Origin of the sequence: Pseudomonas sp. BMS12, from assembly GCF_001592875.1 — a bacterium.
Lineage (GTDB): Bacteria > Pseudomonadota > Gammaproteobacteria > Pseudomonadales > Pseudomonadaceae > Aquipseudomonas.
This window is the reverse complement of sequence record NZ_LSOF01000016.1, coordinates 1-17,769: the sequence shown is the minus strand read 5'-3', so window position 1 is coordinate 17,769 and position 17,769 is coordinate 1. Positions and strand designations below refer to the sequence as shown.

The 17,769-nt window shown below is 66.9% G+C and carries 12 protein-coding genes; 8 read left to right on the top strand and 4 right to left on the bottom strand.

Annotation, left to right across the window (positions count from 1 at the left end; all coding sequences use genetic code 11):
* Window positions 1-145 precede the first annotated feature (145 nt).
* The 4 genes from AYB31_RS15785 to speA all read left to right on the top strand — a co-directional run bounded on the left by AYB31_RS15785 (window position 146) and on the right by speA (window position 4,450).
* Window positions 146-1,216, top strand: coding sequence for a DUF2333 family protein (locus AYB31_RS15785; RefSeq protein WP_068829797.1), 1,071 nt, complete (start codon window positions 146-148; stop codon window positions 1,214-1,216).
* Window positions 1,216-1,752: an NUDIX hydrolase gene (locus tag AYB31_RS15780; RefSeq protein ID WP_068829661.1), complete on the top strand. Its 537-nt coding sequence runs from the start codon at window positions 1,216-1,218 to the stop codon at window positions 1,750-1,752. Before AYB31_RS15785 ends, AYB31_RS15780 begins: the two co-directional genes overlap by 1 nt.
* A gap of 292 nt (window positions 1,753-2,044) precedes the next feature.
* Window positions 2,045-2,416, top strand: coding sequence for a translation initiation factor Sui1 (locus AYB31_RS15775; protein ID WP_068829660.1), 372 nt, complete (start codon window positions 2,045-2,047; stop codon window positions 2,414-2,416).
* 120 nt (window positions 2,417-2,536) lie between these two features.
* Window positions 2,537-4,450 carry an arginine decarboxylase gene (gene speA, locus AYB31_RS15770; protein ID WP_068829659.1) on the top strand — a complete coding sequence of 638 codons (1,914 nt, stop codon included), beginning with the start codon at window positions 2,537-2,539 and terminating at the stop codon, window positions 4,448-4,450.
* Between the two features lie 154 nt (window positions 4,451-4,604).
* Here the strand turns inward: speA and AYB31_RS15765 are convergent, their stop codons facing one another.
* The 3 genes from AYB31_RS15765 to AYB31_RS15755 are packed head-to-tail and all read right to left on the bottom strand — an operon-like array spanning window position 4,605 to window position 7,471.
* Window positions 4,605-5,063, bottom strand: a complete 459-nt coding sequence (locus tag AYB31_RS15765) for a DUF2214 family protein (protein WP_068829658.1) — start codon at window positions 5,061-5,063, stop codon at window positions 4,605-4,607.
* 11 nt (window positions 5,064-5,074) lie between these two features.
* Entirely contained in the window at window positions 5,075-6,112 is a 1,038-nt protein-coding gene (locus tag AYB31_RS15760; protein ID WP_068829657.1) for a GGDEF domain-containing protein, read from the bottom strand.
* A 12-nt stretch (window positions 6,113-6,124) separates the two neighbouring features.
* Complete coding sequence (locus tag AYB31_RS15755) at window positions 6,125-7,471, bottom strand: MATE family efflux transporter (RefSeq protein ID WP_068829656.1); 1,347 nt, start codon at window positions 7,469-7,471, stop codon at window positions 6,125-6,127.
* Window positions 7,472-7,941: 470 nt separating this feature from the next.
* Here AYB31_RS15755 and AYB31_RS15750 point away from each other — a divergent pair, with 470 nt between their 5' ends.
* The 3 genes from AYB31_RS15750 (at window position 7,942) to AYB31_RS15740 (ending at window position 15,309) form a co-directional block, all read left to right on the top strand.
* On the top strand, window positions 7,942-9,870 hold the full coding sequence (locus AYB31_RS15750) for a methyl-accepting chemotaxis protein (RefSeq protein ID WP_068829655.1): 1,929 nt from the start codon (window positions 7,942-7,944) through the stop codon (window positions 9,868-9,870).
* A 76-nt stretch (window positions 9,871-9,946) separates the two neighbouring features.
* Complete coding sequence (locus AYB31_RS15745; protein WP_068829654.1) at window positions 9,947-14,857, top strand: alpha-2-macroglobulin family protein; 4,911 nt, start codon at window positions 9,947-9,949, stop codon at window positions 14,855-14,857.
* Between the two features lie 113 nt (window positions 14,858-14,970).
* On the top strand, window positions 14,971-15,309 hold the full coding sequence (locus tag AYB31_RS15740; RefSeq protein ID WP_068829653.1) for an endonuclease domain-containing protein: 339 nt from the start codon (window positions 14,971-14,973) through the stop codon (window positions 15,307-15,309).
* A gap of 150 nt (window positions 15,310-15,459) precedes the next feature.
* Here the strand turns inward: AYB31_RS15740 and AYB31_RS15735 are convergent, their stop codons facing one another.
* Complete coding sequence (locus AYB31_RS15735) at window positions 15,460-15,750, bottom strand: hypothetical protein (protein ID WP_442961824.1); 291 nt, start codon at window positions 15,748-15,750, stop codon at window positions 15,460-15,462.
* Between the two features lie 80 nt (window positions 15,751-15,830).
* On the opposite strand from AYB31_RS15735, the gene pbpC reads away from it, so the two are divergent.
* A partial coding sequence (pbpC, locus tag AYB31_RS15730; protein ID WP_068829796.1) for a peptidoglycan glycosyltransferase PbpC occupies window positions 15,831-17,769 on the top strand: 1,939 nt, incomplete at its 3' end.

Here is a 17,769-nt window from a genome sequence, read left to right as displayed (position 1 = left end):
GCGTCAAGTTCCCAGCATTTGGCGGCTTTGCCCTATGTCGGACCATTCCGTCACTGCGACGTTCCTGCGCTTCACTTATAGTGCTGGGCACCGATCGGCCCTGGACAGGGTCGAATGATTCAATGCGTTGAGCAAGGACAAGACCATGTTGGATTGGAAGAAGAGTGCAGACGAGCTGAAAGGCAACGTCGATGATCGGGTAGACGATGCGCGCAGTTACTTCGGGAACCGCTGGTTCAGCCGCGTGCTGGGCGGCTTGGTCGGGCTCTACCTGTTGGCGGCGTTGCTGGTGGGCTGGTACTGGAGCCAGGAGCCCGAGTTGTTCCCGGTACAGCAGCAGGCCCAGGCTGCGGCAGAGCAGGCCCAGCGCAAGCTGGTCAGCGGCTACACCACCGTGGAAACCCTGAAGCAGGTTGCCAGCACCCTACTGAATAAGCCCGGCGGCTACCTGTCCAACGATATCGCTCCTCCCGGCCTGTGGTTGGACAACATGCCGTCCTGGGAGTACGGCGTGCTGGTGCAGGTGCGTGACCTGTCCCGGGCCATGCGCAAGGACTTTGCCCGCTCGCAGTCGCAGTCCACCGAGGACCCGGATCTGGCCAAGGCCGAGCCGCGCTTCAACTTCGACAACAAGAGCTGGGCGCTGCCGGCCTCCGAGGCCGAATACCAGGAAGGCATCAAGTCGCTGGACCGTTACCTGGCGCGCCTGGCCGATCCGGGCCAGCCCAATGCGCAGTTCTATACCCGCGCCGACAATCTCAATAACTGGCTGGGCGATGTCGCCACTCGCCTTGGCTCCCTGTCCCAGCGGCTGTCCGCCAGCGTCGGCCGGGTGCGTCTGAATACCGACGTGCAGGATGACAGCAAGGTCGTCGTCGGTGACAGCCTGCCGGTGCGCGAGGAGGAGGTGAAGACCCCCTGGCTGCAGATCGACAACGTGTTCTACGAGGCCCGTGGCCAGGCCTGGGCCCTGTCGCACATGCTGCGCGCCATCGAGGTGGATTTCGCCGATGTGCTGGCGAAGAAGAACGCCACCGTCAGCGTGCGGCAGATCATCCGCGAGCTGGAAGCGGCACAGGAGCCGCTGTGGAGCCCGATGGTGCTCAACGGCAGCGGCTATGGCGTGCTGGCCAACCACTCGCTGGTGATGGCCAACTACATTTCCCGCGCCAACGCCGCGATCATCGACCTGCGTACCCTGCTGAGCCAGGGCTGATGGTGATCAGCGAACGCGAGGCGGCGCACCGTGCCGCCTCGGATGTCGAGCGCATCGCCTGGGTCGACGAGCAGGATCAGCTTCTTGGCGCCTTGCCGCGTGCTGAACTGCGTCAGCGCGGGCTGATCGGCCGCGGCACGTTCATCCTGCTGTTCAACTCCGCCGGCGAGCTGTGCGTGCACCGGCGTACCCTGAGCAAGGCCATCTACCCGGGTTACTGGGACGTGGCCGCCGGCGGCATGGTCGGCGCGGGCGAGAGCTATGCCGAGTCCGCCGCGCGCGAGTTGCATGAGGAACTCGGCATCGCCGGGGTGGCGCTGCACGAGCAGGGGCGTTTCTTCTTCGACCAGCCGGACAACCGCCTGTGGTGTGCAGTGTTTGCGGCGGTCTCCGATGCGCCGCTGGTGCTGCAGCCGGAAGAGGTGATGGCTGCGCGTTTCATGACGCCCGAGCAGGCCCTGGCCGAAGCGGCGACGCAACCCTACTGCCCGGACTCGTTGCAGGCGCTGCGCATGTACCTGGCTGCCCGGTCATAGACGAAAGGGGGGAGGTTCCTTGATTCATCCGGGCCTCTCCGGGGAGTGCGGAGCCCGCGCCGGGCGTGGCTTTGTGCAGTATTCCCTTGCACCTTGTGCACGATGGCGCACAAGGTCGCCAATCCATCGGCCAATGGCGCAATTTCGCACTTAGCACGAAGGGAATTTGCCCTTACACTGCGCCCCCTCTGAACCCGGGTGCCAGCCCGGTAGCGCTGCCCCTGCCTGAGTGGGGCCTCGCGGCTGAACCTGTTCAGCCAGTCGCTATCCTGACCCCTACGAGGACAAGCCGGTGGTCAAGAAAGCTTCGTCGTTATCCGCCCTGGGCGGTCTCGTCTATTCCACCGACAGTGGTCGGCACTGCCCCGATTGCAGCCAGCCGGTGGACGCCTGCATCTGCAAGAAGACCTTTATTCCCGAAGGCGACGGCATCGCCCGTGTGCGCCGGGAAACCAAGGGCCGTGGCGGCAAGACCGTCACCACCGTGACCGGCGTGCCGCTGGCCGAGGCCGAGCTAAAAGAGCTGGCCAGCGCGCTGAAGAAGCGCTGTGGTTGCGGTGGCGGGCTCAAGGACGGTGTCATCGAGATCCAGGGCGACATGGTCGAACTGCTTCTCGAAGAACTCACCAAGCGCGGCTTCAAGGCCAAGAAATCCGGCGGTTGAGCCGGCTCTTCTAAACTTCTTCCAGGCAGGTGCAGTCCATGCACCTGCAATCGTCATATCCATGGCTTACACCTGCGGCCCCATGGGCGGCAGCCTTTACCTCGCTACAGGGAGACCTCGATGGCCGCAAGACGCACACGCAAAGACGACGGCAGCCAGTGGACAGTTGCGGACAGCCGCAGTGTGTACGGCATTCGCCACTGGGGCGCCGGCTTCTTCTCGATCAATGACGAGGGCCGCGTCGAGGTGCGTCCCAATGGTCCGGACAGCGCGCCGATCGATCTTTACGGCCAGCTCGACGGCCTGCGCGAGAGCGGCCTGTCGCTGCCGCTGCTGGTGCGTTTCCCGGACATCCTGCAGTACCGCGTGCGCCAGCTGACCAGCGCCTTCGACGCCAGCATCGCGCGTCTCGAATACGGTAATCGCTACACCGCGCTGTACCCGATCAAGGTCAACCAGCAGGAAGCGGTGGTGGAGAACATCATCGCCACCCAGGACGTCTCCATCGGCCTGGAGGCCGGCTCCAAGCCCGAGCTGATGGCCGTGCTGGCGCTGGCGCCGAAGGGCGGCACCATCGTCTGCAACGGCTACAAGGATCGCGAGTTCATCCGCCTGGCGCTGATGGGGCAGAAGCTCGGTCACAACGTGTTCATCGTGATCGAGAAGGAATCCGAGGTGCAGTTCGTCATCGACGTGGCGGCCGAGCTCAAGGTCGCCCCGCAGATCGGTCTGCGCGTGCGTCTGTCCTCGCTGGCGTCCTCCAAGTGGGCCGACACCGGCGGTGAGAAGTCCAAGTTCGGCCTCTCCGCCGCGCAGATCCTGGCCGTGGTCGAGCGCTTCAAGGAGGCCGGCCTGGATCAGGGCATCCGCCTGCTGCACTTCCACATGGGTTCGCAGATCGCCAACATCGCCGACTACCGCAAGGGCTTCCGCGAGGCCATCCGCTACTACGGCGAACTGCGCGCCCTCGGCCTGCCGGTCGATCACATCGACGTCGGCGGCGGGCTGGGTGTGGACTACGACGGCACCCACTCGCGCAGCGCCAGCTCGATCAATTACGACATGGCCGACTACGCCGATGCGGTGGTCGACATGCTCAAGGAGTTCTGCGACCGCCAGGACATCCCGCACCCGCACATTTTCTCCGAGAGTGGCCGGGCGATGACCGCGCACCATGCGGTGCTGGTGGTGCAGGTGACCGATGTGGAGAAGCACAACGATGAGGTGCCGCAGATCGATCCGGCCGTCGAGCAGCCGGAAGTGCTGCAGGCGCTGATCGAGCTGCTCGGTGACACCGACCCGGAAATGGTCGCCGAGAGCTACTGGCGCGCGACTCACTACATCGAGGAAGTGGCCGCGCAGTATTCGGCGGGCAAACTGTCGCTGGCCGAGAAGGCGCTGGCCGAGCAGTGCTATTTCGCCATCTGCCGCCGCCTGCACAACCAGCTCAAGGCGCGTCAGCGTTCGCACCGCGCACTGCTCGACGAGCTCAACGACAAGATGGCAGACAAGTACATCTGCAACTTCTCGGTATTCCAGAGCCTGCCGGACACCTGGGCCATCGGCCAGATCCTGCCGATCCTGCCGCTGACCCGCCTGGAAGAAGAGCCGCTGCGCCGCGCTGTGCTGCAGGACCTGACCTGCGACTCCGACGGCAAGATCCGTCAGTACGTCGACGAGCAGTCGATCGAGACCAGTCTGCCGGTGCATGAGGTGCGCGAGGGCGAGGACTATGTGCTGGGCGTATTTTTGGTGGGCGCCTACCAGGAAATCCTCGGCGACATGCACAACCTGTTCGGCGACACCGACTCGGTGAACATCCATCAGCGTCCGGATGGCACCGCCTACCACACCGGTATCGAGACTCACGACACCATCGAGGACATGCTGCGCTACGTGCACCTGTCGCCCGAGGAGCTGATGACCTACTACCGCGACAAGGTGGCCGGGGCCAAGCTCAGCGCTGCCGAGCGTACCCAGTACCTCGACGCCCTGCGCCTGGGTCTGACGCGCTCGTCCTACCTGTCCAGCTGAGTTGGTTTCAGCCCTGAAAAAAGCCCGCATCACGCGGGCTTTTTCATATGACGCAGAAGGCTGGGCGGCACTTCGCTTCAGCCGCGATTGGGGGTTGCCTGAAGCAGTATCGCGACTGAAGTCGCTCCTACAGGCGCAGGGTATGGCTATCGGTTTACCCGCCAAACATGCCCTGGCCGCGCGCCATCAGGCTGGCGAGCAACGGCAGGCAGATCAGCAACAGCAGCTCCAGGCGGATCACCATGATGGTGCGGCGGGCCGTGGCCGGGCTGATGCTGGGCGCCTTGCCGGCGAGCAGGTCGTTGCGCCAGTTGAAGAAGGTCAGGGTCGGTACGATGGAGATCAGGCCGATGAGAATGAACAGGCTGACCTTGGCGTGGAACAAGTAGTTGTGCAGGTAGTAGTCCAGGCCCTTGCCGTACCACAGCACCCGCGCCAGGCCGGTGGCCAGCACCAGGCCGGCGCTGATGCCATAGGCGATGTCGATACGCATCAGGCGCCGGGCCGTATTGGCATCCAGGTCGGGCTTGAACAGTACATGTTCGGCGGTGAGCAGGGCGAACAGCACGAAGATCGACAGGAAGTGCAGGCTGGCGGCGATGGCGTCGGCCATGGACAGTCTCCTCAGGTGGCGTCGGGGGCGTGGACCGTTCTGTCGCGGCCCTGGTGCTTGGCAAGATAGAGCGCGCGGTCGGCTCTTTCCAGCAGCGCGGCCTGATTCTCGCCAGGCAGGGCCAGCGCGGTGCCGATGCTCAGGGTGACCTGTGGCGCATGCTCGCCGACTTGCATCGGTGTCTCGGCAATGGAGCGGCGCACGCGCTCGGCGATGCGCTGCAGTTCGTCGAGGCCATGCACCGTCACCAGGGCGACGAACTCCTCGCCGCCCAGGCGCACCAGCAGGTCATCGGGGCGTAGCGCCGCGCTCATACGTCGGGCGCTTTGCCACAGCACCTGGTCGCCGGCGGCGTGGCCGTAGCGGTCATTGATCTGCTTGAAGTGGTCCAGGTCGGCATACAGCACGCCCAGTTGCAGCCCGTTGTCGCGGGCGCCGTGCAGCTCGCGGGCGAAGAACTGGCCGAGGGCGGCGCGGTTCCATAGCTGGGTCAGCGGGTCGACCAGGGCCTTGCGCTGCTCGCGGCTGACCGCCTGGCGCAGTTTCTGCGCCTGTTGGCTGAGGCCACGCAGCTGTAGATAGCCTTCGGCCAGGGTGCCCAGATCACGCAGGCGCAGGCGCTCTGGCAGGGAGAGAGTGCCTGGCTCGGGGTGCAGCAGGCAGAGGGTGCCGATGGCCTGGCCCTCGCGGCTGTACAGTGGCTGGCCGGCGTAGAAACGGATGAAGGGCGCGCCGGTGACCACCGGGTTGTCGGCGAAGCGCGGGTCCTGACGGGCATCCTCGATCAATAACAGGCTGCTGGCCGCTACCGCGTGGCCACAGAAGGAAATGTCGCGTGGCGTCTCGGCGAGATCCAGGCCGATGCGGGCCTTGAACCACTGGCGGTCGCGATCGATCAGGCTGATCAGCACCGTTTCCACCTGAAACAGTTCGCGGGTCAGACGTACCAGGGTATCCAGATACTGCTCCGCGGGCGTGTCGAGCAGCTCCAGCTCGTCCAGAGCCTGCAGGCGCTGGGGTTCGTTGGCGGGGCAGGGGGCCTTGAGCATGTCGTTCTCCTATCAGCCGTTACCGGCGAGCCAGGCGTTCTGGCGTTGTAGGCGCCAGGCCTGAGCGGCCAGGCATACTCCACGCATCAGCATAAAACATAGAAAGGCCAGCCACAGGCCGTGATTACCCAGGCCGCGCAGCAGCCAGGCCAATGGTAGTACCAGGATCAGGCTCAACAGCATGGCATCGCGCATTTCGCGGGCGCGGGTGGCGCCGATGAACAGGCCGTCGAGCAGGTAGCTCCACACTGTCACCAGGGGCAATACGGCCAGGTAGGGCAGATACTGGTAGGCCACCGCGCGCACGGCGGTGATATCGCTCTGCAGGTCGATGAAGGCGTGCCCGGCGATGAGGAACGCGGCGGCGAACAGCAGGCTGGCCAGTAGCGACCAGCCTCCGGCCACCACCAGTGAGCGGCGCAGTTCGTCGCGTCGGCCGGCACCGATGGCGTGGCCGCACAGCGCTTCCACCGCATGGGCCAGACCATCCAGGGCGTGCGCGGTGAGTAGCAGGCCATTGAGCAGCAGGGCGTTGGCCGCCACCGTGGCATCGCCCAGGCGGGCGCCCTGCACCGTGACCAGGAAGAACACCAGCTGCAGCGCCAGGGTGCGGATGAGGATGTCGCGGTTCACTGCCAGCAGCGGCCGCCAGTTGCGCCACAGGCGCAGGGCTGCACCCGGCAGGTGCCCGGGATGCTGGCGCAGGGCGCGCCAGGCCAGCACCAGGCCGAGTAGGGCGCCGCTCCATTCGGCGATCACCGAGGCGCGTGCGGCGCCGAGTACGCCCCAGTTCAGGCCAAGCACGAACCACAGATCCAGTGCCACGTTGAGCAGATTGGTGGTCAGCAGGATGGCCAGCGGCCCGCGTGCGTTCTGCGTGCCCAGCAGCCAGCCGATCAGGGCATAGCAGGCCAATGCCGCCGGCAACCCCAGCAGGCGGGTGTGGAAGTACGCGCGGGCCAGCTCGTCGAGAGCCGCCGAGGGTTGCATCAGACCCAGCGCCAGGTCGCTGAGTGGCAGTGCCAGCAAGGCCATCAGCAATGCCAGGCCGCCCGCCAGCAACAGGCCCTGCAGCAGCACCAGGCGCAGCGCGTCACCGTCGTCGCGCCCGCAGGCCTGCGCGGCGAAGCCGGTGGTGCCCATGCGCAGGAAGCCGAACAACCACACCAGCAAGGTATACAGGCTGCCACCCACGGCCACTGCGGCGAGCTGGTGAGCGTGCGGCAGGTGGCCGATCACAGCGCTGTCGACCAGGGCCACCAGCGGTACCGAGAGGTTGGACAGGATCATCGGCGCGGCCAACGCCCAGACCCGGCGGTGGGTCGGGGCGTGACGCCAGGCCTCGAGCAGCTTGGACATGGGGGCTCCTGGTGGCCTGTTCGGCGAATGCAAATACTCGGCTTCGGCGCCAGGCGTCGTTGCTATCGCTCTGCTACGACTCGTCGACGCGCCCAGCCGGGCGAACCCAGGCACTCGATTGTGAGTGCCTGAAGTCGCCGCACTGGCTGCCGGCAAAGCGCCGAATTATAGGTGCAGTGAGCTGGTGCCGTCCGTCGCTTGGCTATCCTTGTTCTTCAGAACGGGCCTGACCGCGCCGACTGAAAGAGAAGGGGAGATAGATAGCGGCAAAATTAATTGTGTGCATTAAAGTGACGGCATTGTGACTTTTATGCGCATTTTTTGGTCGCAATTCTGTTTCTGCATGGCTCGGAGGCTCTATCCAGAGCTGCGCCTGCCATGGCGTAGTCCTTGCTTTCGCATGATCGGGCCGCCTGCCGGTGGTTCGCAGCCTGGCGGCCGGTAGCCGCATATGACAAGAGGTGAGACGCATGCAGTTCTGGCAGCGCAGCATTCGCTGGCAATTGATTCTCAGCATGGGCGCGGCGCTGGTGGTCAGCGTCCTGATCGTGATCTTCATCTACTCCGGAGTGGCCAATCGGCAGGTCGAGCAGTACCTGGTCAATGGCGAGCTGCCGGCCCGGGTGGAGGCGGTGCGCAACGATCTCGAACGGGTCCTGGCCACTCCGCTGGAACAGGCACGCGGCATCGCCGGCAACAGCCTGGTGGCCGACTGGCTGGCGGCCGGGGAAGACCCGGCGCAGCTGGACGCGATGAGCCGCTATCTGCAGCAGGAGAAGGTGGCCGGCGGGGCCTTGAGCACCTTCATCGTCGCCTTGAAGTCCGGCAGCTACATCACCAACCAGGGCCTCGACCGCACCCTGACGCGTGGCCCGGACAGCGCCTGGTTCTACGGCTTCGTCGACAGCGGCAAGCAGCGCTCGTTGGACATCGACATCGACTCCAGCACCAAGATTCCCACCCTGTTCATCAACCAGCGCATCGAGGCCGGCGGCAAGACGCTGGGTGTCGGCGGCCTGGGCCTGGGCCTGGGTGCCATGTCCGAGCTGATTCGCGGTTTTCGCCTGGGCGAATCCGGGCGCGTCTACCTGGTGGATGGCAGCGGCAAGGTCAAGGTGCACCCGGATGCCCAGCTCAGCGATCAGAGCAGCCTCGATCAGCTGGTCGGCGCCGAGGCGGCTGGCCGCCTGGTCGCCGAACCCGGGCACAGCCTGCGTTTCGAACGCGATGGCGAGGGCTATCTGGCCATGGCCCTGCCGCTCAAGTCCATCGACTGGCGCCTGGTCGCCGAGATCCCCGAGCAGCAGGTCTACGGCGAAGCGCGTCAGGCATTGCTGACCACCGCCCTGATCGGCCTGGCGGTGGTGCTGCTGTCGCTGGGCCTGGTGGTATTGCTGGCGCGTGGCCTGGTGCGGCCGATCCAGCGGGTGACCGCGGCGCTGGTCGAGATCGGCGGTGGTGGCGGCGACCTGACCCGGCGCCTGGACGATTCACGCGGCGACGAGCTGGGTGACCTGGCGCGCGGCTTCAACCGTTTCCTCGAAGGGCAGCGGCAACTGATCAGCGAGGTGCTGACCACCAGCGAGCGCCTGCGCGAGTCGGTGATGCAGGTCATCCAGGTGGTGGAGAACACCGCCGTGCGTTCCGGCCAGCAGCAGGACATGACCGATCTGGTGGCGACCGCCGTGCACGAGATGGGCCTGACCGTGCAGGAAATTGCGCGCAATGCCGGCTCCGCCGCCGAGGTGTCGCAGAGTGCGCGCGATGAGGCCGATGGTGCGCGGACCCAGGTCAGCGGGTCGATCGCGCATATCCAGCGCATGTCCGGCGAGATCGGCACGGCGGCTGAGGCGGTCAGTGAACTGGCCGCGCAGGTGGCGTCCATCGATCAGGTGCTGGCGGTGATCCGCGGTATCGCCGAGCAGACCAATCTGCTGGCACTCAATGCCGCCATCGAGGCCGCGCGCGCCGGCGAGCAGGGCCGTGGTTTTGCCGTGGTCGCCGACGAGGTGCGCACCCTGGCCAGCCGCACACAGAACTCCACCGACGAAATCCAGCAGATGATCATGCGCCTCAAGCAGGGCGCCGAGGCGGCCGTCAGTTCCATGCAGGCGGGCCAGAGCGCCACCGGTGTGGGCGTCGAGGCGAGCGAGGGTACCGGGCGGGCGCTGGAGTCGATTGCCGATCAGGTCGAGCGTCTGAGCGACATGAATCACCAGGTCGCCACGGCCACCGAGGAACAGAGTTCGGTGACCGAGGAGATCAACCGCAACGTGCAGGGCATCGCCGATCTGGCGCACTCCACGGCCAGCGAGGTCACCGTGTGTCGCGAACACTGTCAGAAGCTGCAGGGGCTGACCGAAGCGCTCGGCTCGCAGATGGGGCGTTTCCGCCTCTGAGGTGAGGAGTCGCACCGGAAACGCAGCCTGTACTCGGCTATAGTGCTGGGCCTCAGATTCTCCTGCGAGGCCCGCCATGCGTTACAAAGGATTGTTGTTGGCACTTGCGCTCAGCCTGCTGAGCGCCTGCGACTCCTCTACCCCGGAAGCCCCCCAGTCTGCCCAGACCAGTGGCCCCGCCACTGCCCAGGATGCGGCCCGGCCGGCGCTGGACGAGGCCACGCTGGCCAAGCGCTACGCCGGGCGCGAGTTGACGGTGGCGGACGTTTCGGAAATCCAGCTCGATGGCGCCAGCACCCTGTCGGTGAGCTTCAGCGTGCCACTCGAGGCGGATCAGGATTTCGCCGCCAAGCTGCACCTGGTGGACAAGAAGAGTGGCAAGGTCGACGGCGCCTGGGAACTGTCCGACAACCAGATGGAGCTGCGCCTGCGCCACCTGGAGCCCAAGCGCAAACTGGTGCTGACAGTGGATCGCGGCCTGCGCGCGGTCAACGCCAGCGAGCTGGCCGCCGAGTACAGCGCCAGCCTGGAGACCCGTGACCTGCAACCCACCGTCGGTTTCGCCAGCCGTGGCTCGCTGCTGCCGACCCGCCTCGCCGAAGGCCTGCCGGTGATCGCGCTGAACGTCGACAGGGTCAATGTCGAGTTCTTCCGCATCAAGCAGGAGTCCCTGCCGGCCTTCCTCGCCCAGTGGGGGCGCGGCGCCAACCTGGACACCTGGGAGGCGCGCGAGCTGCTGCCCATGGCCGAACTGGTCTACGGCGGGCGCTTCGACCTCAATCCGGCGCGCAACACCCGCGAGACCCTGCTGCTGCCGATCGCCGGCCTGGAGCCGTTGCAGCAGCCCGGCGTGTACCTGGCGGTGATGCGCCAGGCCGGCACCTACAGCTACCAGCAGCCGGCGACCCTGTTCACCCTGAGTGACATCGGCCTGTCCGTACACCGCTACCACGGCCGCCTGGACGCCTTCGCCCAGGCCCTGGAGGGCGGCAAGGCCCTGGCCGATGTGGAGCTGGAGCTGCTCGGCGACAAGGGCCAGCTGCTGGCCAGCGGCAAGACCGATGATGCCGGCCACGCCGAGCTGCCGCTGCCGGACAAGGCCAGCCTGTTGCTGGCGCGCCAGGGCGAGCAGACCAGCCTGCTCAACCTCAACAGTCCGGCCCTGGACCTGGCCGAGTTCGATATCGCCGGGCCGGTGGCCAACCCGCTGCAGCTGTTCGTGTTCGGCCCGCGCGACCTCTATCGCCCCGGCGAGACCGTGCTGCTCAACGCCCTGCTGCGCGACGCCGACGGCCGAGCGGTGAAGCCGCAGCCGGTCAACGTGGAAGTGCGCCGGCCGGACGAACAGGTCAGCCGCAAGTTCGTCTGGCAACCCGATGAGCAGGGCCTCTACCAGTACCAGCTGCAACTGGCCGACGAGGCGCCGACCGGGCGCTGGCAGCTGCTGCTCGACTTCGGCGGCGGGCGCAAGCAGCTCTATGAATTCCTCGTCGAGGACTTCCTGCCCGAGCGCCTGGCGCTCGAACTGAAGGGCAGTGAGACGCCCATCGCGCCTGGCGACGAGGCGCAGTTCCAGGTCGAAGGCCGTTATCTCTATGGCGCGCCGGCTTCCGGCAATCGCCTGAGCGGCCAACTCTATGTGCGGCCGCTGCGCGAGGCGGTCAAGGCGCTGCCCGGCTACCAGTTCGGCTCGCTCACCGAGGAGGAGCTGAGCCAGGACCAGGAGCTGGAGGAGGTCACCCTGGACGCCCAGGGCAAGGCCGTGGTGCAGCCGGAGAACCGCTGGGCCGAGGCCAAGTCGCCGCTGCAGCTGATTCTCCAGGCCAGCCTGCAGGAGTCCGGCGGGCGCCCGATCACCCGCCGCCTGGTGCAGCCGGTATGGCCGGCCGCTCAGCTGCCGGGTGTGCGCAGCCTGTTCGACGGCGGCGAGGTAGATGGTGACGGCCTGGCCGAGTTCGAGGTGCTGCTGGCCGACCCGCAAGGCAACAAGCTGGCCAGCGACAACCTGCAGGTGCGCCTGATCCGCGAGCGCCGCGATTACTACTGGAGCTTCTCCGACAGCGACGGCTGGAGTTATCACTACAACGAGAAGTTCCTCAACCTGGGCGAGGAAAGCGTCAAGGTCGCGGCCGGCGGCACCGCCAAGGTCAGTTTTCCGGTGGAGTGGGGCCCCTATCGCGTCGAAGTGACGGACCCCGCCACCGGCCTGCTCAGCAGCTTGCGCTTCTGGGCCGGCTATTCCTGGCAGGACAACAGCGACGGCGGCGCGGTGCGTCCGGACCAGGTCAAACTGGCCCTGGACAAGCCAGCCTACGGCGCGGGTGAAACGGCCAAGGTCAGCGTCACCCCGCCCAGCGCCGGTAGCGGCTACCTGCTGGTGGAATCGCGTGATGGCCCGCTGTGGTGGCAGGAGATCGAGGTGCCGGCCGAAGGCGCCAGCTTCGACATTCCCCTGGCCAAGGACTGGGCGCGCCATGACCTGTACGTCAGCGCGCTGGTCATCCGCCCCGGTGAACGCAAGGCCGGGGCCACGCCCAAGCGTGCCGTCGGCCTGCTGCACCTGCCGTTCGACCGTGCGCCGCGCAAGCTGCAGGTCAGCCTCAGCGTACCGGAGAAGATGCGCCCGCAGCAGCCGCTGAAAGTCCACGTACAGGCGCGCAATGCCGATGGCAGCGCACCCAGGCAGGCTCATGTGCTGGTCGCGGCGGTGGATGTCGGCATTCTCAACATCACCGAATACAAGACGCCCGATCCCTTCGCCGAGTTGTTCGGGCGCAAGGCCTACGGCGCCGACCAGCTGGATGTTTACGGCCAGCTGATCGAGGCCGGGCAGGGGCGGCTGGCCTCGCTGGCTTTCGGCGGTGATGCGGCGCTGGCCAAGGGCGGCAAGCGCCCTGACACCAGCGTCACCATCGTCGCGCTGCAGAGCGTGCCGCTGACCCTGGACGACAAGGGTGAAGGCGAAGTCAGCCTGGATATCCCCGACTTCAACGGCGAGCTGCGGCTGATGGCTCAGGCCTGGACCGATGAGCGCTATGGCATGGGTGAGGCCAAGACGGTGGTCGCCGCGCCTCTGGTGGCCGAACTGTCGGCGCCGCGCTTCCTGGCCGGTGGTGACGAGACCAGCGTGGCGCTGGACCTGACCAACCTCTCCGGTGTCATGCAGAAGCTCGACGTGCAGGTCGAAACCGACGGCCAGCTCAGCCTGGCTGAAACCCCCGGTGGCTACACGGCACCGCTTCAGCTCGACCAGGGCCAGCGCACCACCCTGCGCATTCCGGTGCGCGCCGCGGGCGGTTACGGTTCCGGCATCGTCCGGGTCAAGGTCGCCGGGCTCAGCCTGCCGGGCGAGAACCTGGGGGCGTTCAGCCGAGAGTGGCGCATCGGCGTGCGTTCCGCCTGGCCGGCGCAGACCCGCCTGCTGCGCGGTGTGCTGCAGGGCGACAGCTGGCAGCTGCCGGCCGGCACTCTGGCGGACTTCGAACCGGCAGGGCGCGAGGCGCTGCTGAGCGTCTCCAGCCGCCCGCCACTGAACCTGGCCGAGCAGATCCGCGCGCTCAAGGCCTATCCCTATGGTTGTCTGGAGCAGACCACCAGCGGCCTGTATCCCTCGCTGTATGCCGACGCGGCGACCCTCGAACGCCTCGGCCTGGAGGGCGAGCCGGAAGACAAACGGCGCAACTCCATCGAAATCGGCATCGAGCGCCTGCTGGGCATGCAGCGCTACAACGGCAGCTTCGGTCTGTGGGGTTCTGACAGCGACGAGGAATACTGGCTGACCGCCTATGTCACCGACTTCCTCCTGCGCGCCCGCGAGCAGGGCTTCGCCGTGCCGCCGCAAGCCCTGGAGAAAGCCAGCCAGCGTCTGCTGCGCTACCTGCAGGACCGCCAACTGATCGACGCCGGCTACAGCGAAGACCTCGACCACACTCGCTTCGCCGTGCAGGCCTACGCCGGCCTGGTGCTGGCACGCAGCCAACAGGCGCCGCTTGGCAGCCTGCGCGCGCTGTTCGAGCGCCGCGAGGAGGCCAAGTCAGGCCTGCCGCTGGTGCAGCTGGCCGTGGCCCTGCAGAAGATGGGTGACAAGCCGCGTGCCGACCAGGCGCTGAGCCTCGGGCTGGGCCTGGGGCGCAACCGCAAGGCATGGCTGGCCGACTACGGCAGCCCGCTACGCGACCAGGCGCTGATCTATGCCCTGCTGGAGGAGAACGGCCTGGCCGCCGCCACGCGCGACACCCTGCTATTTGAACTGGCCGAGGAGCGCGCGTTGCGGCGCTACCTGTCGACCCAGGAGCGCAATGCCCTGTTCCTCGCCGGGCGCGGTCTGATCAAGCAGCCAGAGCAGCCCTGGAACGCCACGCTGGAGGTCGCCGGCCAGCCGCGCGAGCTGAATAACCAGCAGGGCGCGGTGCGGCTCGATGGCGCCGGCCTGGCCGAGCCGCTGAGCCTGAGCAGCGCGTTCGACGGCAAGTTGTACCAGCAGCTGAGCATCTCCGGTTATCCGACCCAGGCGCCGGCCGCCAGCGGCAACAACCTGAGCATCGAGCGCGGCTACTACGACCTGAACGGGCAGGCGCTCGACCTGGGCAACCTGCGCAGCGGCCAGCTGGTGCTGGTGCACCTGGCGGTGCGCGCCGAGGAACGAGTCCCGGATGCCCTGGTGGTCGATCTGCTGCCGGCCGGCCTGGAGCTGGAAAACCAGAACCTGGCGCAGAGCGCCGCCAGCCTGGATGACGCCGGCAGCGCGGTGAAGGACTGGCTCAAGGCCATGCAGAACGCCCCGCTCAAGCACCAGGAGTTCCGCGATGACCGCTTCGTTGCCGCCGTGGATGTGAACGGCTACGACACCACCCACCTGCTGTACCTGGCCCGGGCCGTCACACCCGGCACATACCGCGTGCCGCCGCCGCAGGTGGAGTCCATGTACCGCCCAAGCTGGCAGGCACTGGGCGCGACGTCGGGAGAGTTGGTGGTGAAGGAGCGGTGATTGAAAGCAACCCTCTCCCGTTCACGGGAGAGGGAACTGACCGTGCAGGAAGGTAAATGCCGGGTTTCTCCTCGCCCATTTATGTGAGAGGGCGAAGGAGCAAGGAGGCTCCAATGGGCTTACGAGATAACGCTAAGTCACTGCGAACCAGCATGACCGATGCCGAGGCGAGGATTTGGTATCACCTACGTGCTCACCGCTTTATGGGCCTGAAGTTCCGTCGGCAAAAACCTATTGGCCGCTACATCGTCGACTTCGTCTGTCTGGAGCATTTTCTGGTGATTGAACTGGATGGCGGACAGCATGCCGAGCAGGCTTGGCAAGATGGCGAGCGTGATCGGTATCTAGAAGAGCGTGGCTATAGAGTGCTGCGTTTTTGGAATCATCAGGTGTTAGGGGAAATGGAGGCGGTGCTGGAGCGGATTCGGCTGGAGATCGGCCCTCTCCCGTGAGCGGGAGAGGGGGCAGGATGTGCGTGCTATCGGGCTCGGTGCGTTGCTTATTTCTTGCGGGGCTGCAGGATTGCAGGGTATGCAAGGTGCATCGGTAGAGTCACCCCTCGCCCATTTATGGGAGAGGGGCTGGGGGAGAGGGCGAGGCCTTCAGCTCACAATCAAACTCAACAACCACAAACCCAGCAGCCCGTAGATCACCATGCGCACGAAGGCCTTGCGCATGCCGGCGCGCACGGCTGCGTAGAGCAGGAGCAGGCCGCAGACCATGGCGACGATGCTGAGCAGGCCGACATCGGTGCCCAGCGCCGAGGCCAGGCCGTTGAGGAAGCTGCGGCCGACGTCGGCGAACAGGCCGAAGAAGCCGCTGAGGGCTTCGACAATGAAACGGATCAGGGTGCCGAGGGCATGGCCCAGCCATTCGAAGAAGTCTTGGATCAAGGTATGAATATCCGCAGTGCCGCCATAAGTTGCCGCGCAGCATGCCATAGCTGGCGCCGCTCGCGCAGCGAGGCGGGGAAATGAGATGGGGTTGGCCCGGGCGACGTGGCCTGGTGTTGCTCCTGCTGCCGCTGATGCTGCTGTGGTTGGCCGACCATCTGTTCCCGTTGCCCTTGCCGGAGGACGGCCTGGCCCGCGTGGTGCTGGCCGAGGACGGTACGCCGCTGTGGCGTTTCGCCGACGCCGAAGGCGTGTGGCGCTATCCGGTGACGCCGCAGGAGGTGTCGCCCTACTACCTGCAGGCGCTGCTGACCTATGAGGATCGCTGGTTCTACCGCCATCCCGGCGTCAACCCGCTGGCCCTGGCGCGGGCCGCCTGGCAGAACCTCAGTGGTGGGCGCATGCTGTCCGGCGGCAGCACCCTGTCGATGCAGGTGGCGCGTCTGCTCGACCCGCACTCGCGCTCGTTACCCGGCAAGTTCAAACAGCTGTGGCGCACCCTGCAGCTGGAGTGGCACCTGTCCAAGGACGAGATCCTGACGCTGTACCTTAACCGCGCGCCTTTCGGCGGCACCCTGCAGGGCGTGGCGGCAGCCAGCTGGGCCTACCTGGGCAAGTCGCCGGCGCAACTGACCCGTGCCGAGGCTGCATTGCTGGCGGTGTTGCCGCAGGCGCCCAGCCGCCTGCGCCCGGATCGCCATGCGACGCAGGCGCAGGCGGCGCGGGACAAGGTGCTGCGCCGTCTGGCGCAGTTCCAGGTGTGGCCGCAGAGTGCGGTGGACGAGGCGCTGCAGGAGCCGGTGCTGCTGGCACCGCGCCAGGAGCCGAGCTTGGCACCGTTGCTGGCGCGCCGCCTGAACCGGGCCGGCAGCCCGCCACTGATCCGCACCACCCTGGATGCCGCCCTGCAGCGGCGCCTGGAGGATCTGCTGCTGGGCTGGCGCGCGCGCCTGCCGGAGCACACCTCGGCGGCGATCCTGGTGGTCGAGCACGAGAGCATGGCGGTACGCGCCTACCTGGGCTCACCGGATATCGGCGATGCCCGCCGCTTCGGCCATGTCGACATGGTGCATGCGTTGCGCTCGCCGGGTTCGACCCTCAAGCCCTTCCTCTACGGCATGGCCCTGGATGCCGCGCTGATCCATTCCGAATCCCTGTTGCAGGACGTGCCGCGGCGTTACGGCGACTACCGCCCGGGCAACTTCGCCGCTGGCTTCACTGGGCCGGTGTCGGCCAGCGAGGCGCTGGCCACCTCGCTCAACCTGCCGGCGGTGCAGTTGCTGGAGGCCTACGGCCCCAAGCGTTTCGCCGGCGAGCTGCGTGCGGCTGGCGTGCCGTTGGCGCTGCCGGCCGGCGCCGAACCGAACCTGGCCCTGATCCTCGGTGGCGCCGGTAGCCGCCTGGAGGAACTGGTCGCCGGCTATGCCGCGTTTGCCCGTGGTGGTATGGCTGCGCGCCCACGGCTGCAACCGGACGAGGCCCTGCGCGAACGGCGCCTGCTGTCGCCAGGGGCGGCCTGGATAGTGCGGCGGATACTCTCCGGCCAGGCGCGCCCGGACCGCGATCCGCGTGCCGAGCTGACGCAGCGACCGGTGCTGGCCTGGAAGACCGGCACCAGCTATGGCTTTCGCGATGCCTGGGCTATCGGTGTCGGTCCTCGGCATCTGATCGGGGTGTGGATCGGCCGCCCGGATGGCACGCCGGTGCCGGGGCAGTTCGGCCTGGCATCGGCGGCGCCGCTGCTGCTGCAGGTGCACGATCTGCTGGTCAATCGCGACCAGCAACGTGGCCTGACACCGCCGGCACAGCCCGTGCCGGATGAGATCGGCGTGGCGGCGATCTGCTGGCCGCTGGGTCAGGAGCTGGCGCGCAGCGATCCCAACTGCCGGCGCCAGCGCTTCGCCTGGACCCTGTCCGGCACCGTGCCGCCGACCCTGCAGGCGGCGGATCAGCCGCTGGGCCTGGGCCTGCTGCAGCCGTTATGGCTGGATGCGGCGGGGCGGCGGGTCAGTGCCGGGT

What these genes read in the sequence shown, in the direction of transcription:
- AYB31_RS15785 (WP_068829797.1), top strand. Translation starts at nt 146, where the DNA reads ATGTTGGATTGGAAGAAGAGTGCAGACGAGCTGAAAGGCAACGTCGAT.
- AYB31_RS15780 (WP_068829661.1), top strand. Translation starts at nt 1,216, where the DNA reads ATGGTGATCAGCGAACGCGAGGCGGCGCACCGTGCCGCCTCGGATGTC.
- speA (WP_068829659.1), top strand. Translation starts at nt 2,537, where the DNA reads ATGGCCGCAAGACGCACACGCAAAGACGACGGCAGCCAGTGGACAGTT.
- AYB31_RS15765 (WP_068829658.1), bottom strand. Translation starts at nt 5,063, where the DNA reads ATGGCCGACGCCATCGCCGCCAGCCTGCACTTCCTGTCGATCTTCGTG.
- AYB31_RS15760 (WP_068829657.1), bottom strand. Translation starts at nt 6,112, where the DNA reads ATGCTCAAGGCCCCCTGCCCCGCCAACGAACCCCAGCGCCTGCAGGCT.
- AYB31_RS15755 (WP_068829656.1), bottom strand. Translation starts at nt 7,471, where the DNA reads ATGTCCAAGCTGCTCGAGGCCTGGCGTCACGCCCCGACCCACCGCCGG.
- AYB31_RS15750 (WP_068829655.1), top strand. Translation starts at nt 7,942, where the DNA reads ATGCAGTTCTGGCAGCGCAGCATTCGCTGGCAATTGATTCTCAGCATG.
- AYB31_RS15745 (WP_068829654.1), top strand. Translation starts at nt 9,947, where the DNA reads ATGCGTTACAAAGGATTGTTGTTGGCACTTGCGCTCAGCCTGCTGAGC.
- AYB31_RS15740 (WP_068829653.1), top strand. Translation starts at nt 14,971, where the DNA reads ATGGGCTTACGAGATAACGCTAAGTCACTGCGAACCAGCATGACCGAT.